Below are 1,495 nucleotides of genomic sequence, written 5' to 3'. Positions count from 1 at the left end.
TGGCCTTCACGGCGGTCTACCGGGGCGCCTCCTCCAACCGGGACGAGCCCACGCCGCCCCCCGCCTCGACCGGCCTGGAACAGGGCGGCGGAGCCGCCCCCTCGGTGTCCGCCGACTACTCCCAGCCGGCCGTCTCGGTGATCCCCCGCAGCCCCTGACCGGAACCCGCCCGTCCTGGTGAGAACCTGTCAAAACTTGTGGAGCAGCCGGGCGTTTACCCGAGCTTCCGGCGACCTACCCTGAAGATATGGGCGGGCCTGGAAACCCACCTGAGGGGAGTCCCGAGGGCGCCCCAGGAGGTGGGGAGGACGAGTACCGATCCGTCGTCTTCGACGAGTCGTTCGTCCGTGCTGCCCGCCTCCAGGAGTTCTCCGCGCAGGAGCGCATCGCCGACCACGCGCCCGCCGTGCGACGCCGGCCGCCCCTGCGCCGGGGCCTGTCCCGGCAGGCCCTGCTCCTGGTCCTGCTGATCGCCATCGCCTTCGGCACCGCGATCTACATGGGCGTACGGCACCCCTACCAGACCCCCGCCGCCCGCGAGCCCATCGAACCCCTGCGGATGACCGTCATCCCGCTCGCCCCCGAGGGCAAGGTGCCCGGCAGGGCCGACCTGGCGTACCTGTACGAGCACAGCCCCGCCGCACAGTTCCGGACCGGCGCGGAGGGCGTACCGCTGCCCGCCTCGCGGCGCACCGCGCACTTCTCGGACAGCCAGGTCGTGAGCGCCCTGAGCACCGCCAAGGACTACATCGTGCGGTCGGCCCTCGACCCGGAGGTGCTCACGGGCGGCGAGGTCAGAGGCGTCCGCGTGCTGCTCGACCCCGAGCAACTGGACCAGTTCGACCAGAGCTTCACCCGCCCCACCGCCGACGGACGCCACGCGCCCACCGGCTGGCTGGTCCGCTTCGACCCCTCGCGCGCCGTGCTCGCCGACCACAAGGTCCGGGTCCAGGGCACCCTGCAGGCCGCCGAGGCCGACTCGTCCACGCTCGAGGTGACCGCCGACCACACGTTCGTGTACGCGCTGCGGGCGACCAAGTCCGGCTCCGGCGGCCAGGAGGTGTCCCTGTTCACCCTCCGGCGCGAGTTGCACTTCCGCTTCGACCGCGACGACCTGCGCCTGCATCAGGCCCAGCTCGTCGTCTCCTACGTCCAGGCCGGCCCGCTCTCCTGCGCCGAGGACTCCACGAACCATCTCCGGCCCCTCCTGGCCGGCCAGACGGCCAAGGAGGGCGGCCCCGCCGGTACCGACCCGTACGCCACGGGCAGCGCCACGGCGCTGTGCGGCACGCTGGCGACGAGCGCGCAGCCGAAGGTCTGAGGGGTCTGAGGGGACCCGGGGGCTAGTGCCGCGGCAGGCAACGTTTGCCCGTTGAGGAGCGGCGTTTGGTGCGTGCTCTCGGCGTGCCGGACGGAAGCCCTCGTACTGGACGTACTCGGGGTTTCGGCCGGTGCGGCGAGTGGGGGTACCCCCTGCTCGAGCGGAGTCGAGAGC

The 1,495-nt window shown here is 72.6% G+C and carries 1 protein-coding gene; it reads left to right on the top strand.

Annotated features, from left to right (window positions below):
• Positions 1-247 precede the first annotated feature (247 nt).
• The gene (locus ABZ281_RS49075; RefSeq protein ID WP_356665311.1) at positions 248-1,321 is read left to right on the top strand and encodes a hypothetical protein; all 1,074 of its coding nucleotides are present in this window, start codon (positions 248-250) and stop codon (positions 1,319-1,321) included.
• Positions 1,322-1,495: the final 174 nt, after the last annotated feature.

It is taken from the genome of Streptomyces sp. NPDC006265, assembly GCF_040613555.1.
Taxonomy (GTDB): Bacteria; Actinomycetota; Actinomycetes; order Streptomycetales; family Streptomycetaceae; genus Streptomyces.
Note: the sequence above shows the minus strand (reverse complement) of the source record. Positions and strands in the feature narration are given on the sequence as shown.

What these genes read in the sequence shown, in the direction of transcription:
- ABZ281_RS49075 (WP_356665311.1), top strand. Translation starts at nt 248, where the DNA reads ATGGGCGGGCCTGGAAACCCACCTGAGGGGAGTCCCGAGGGCGCCCCA.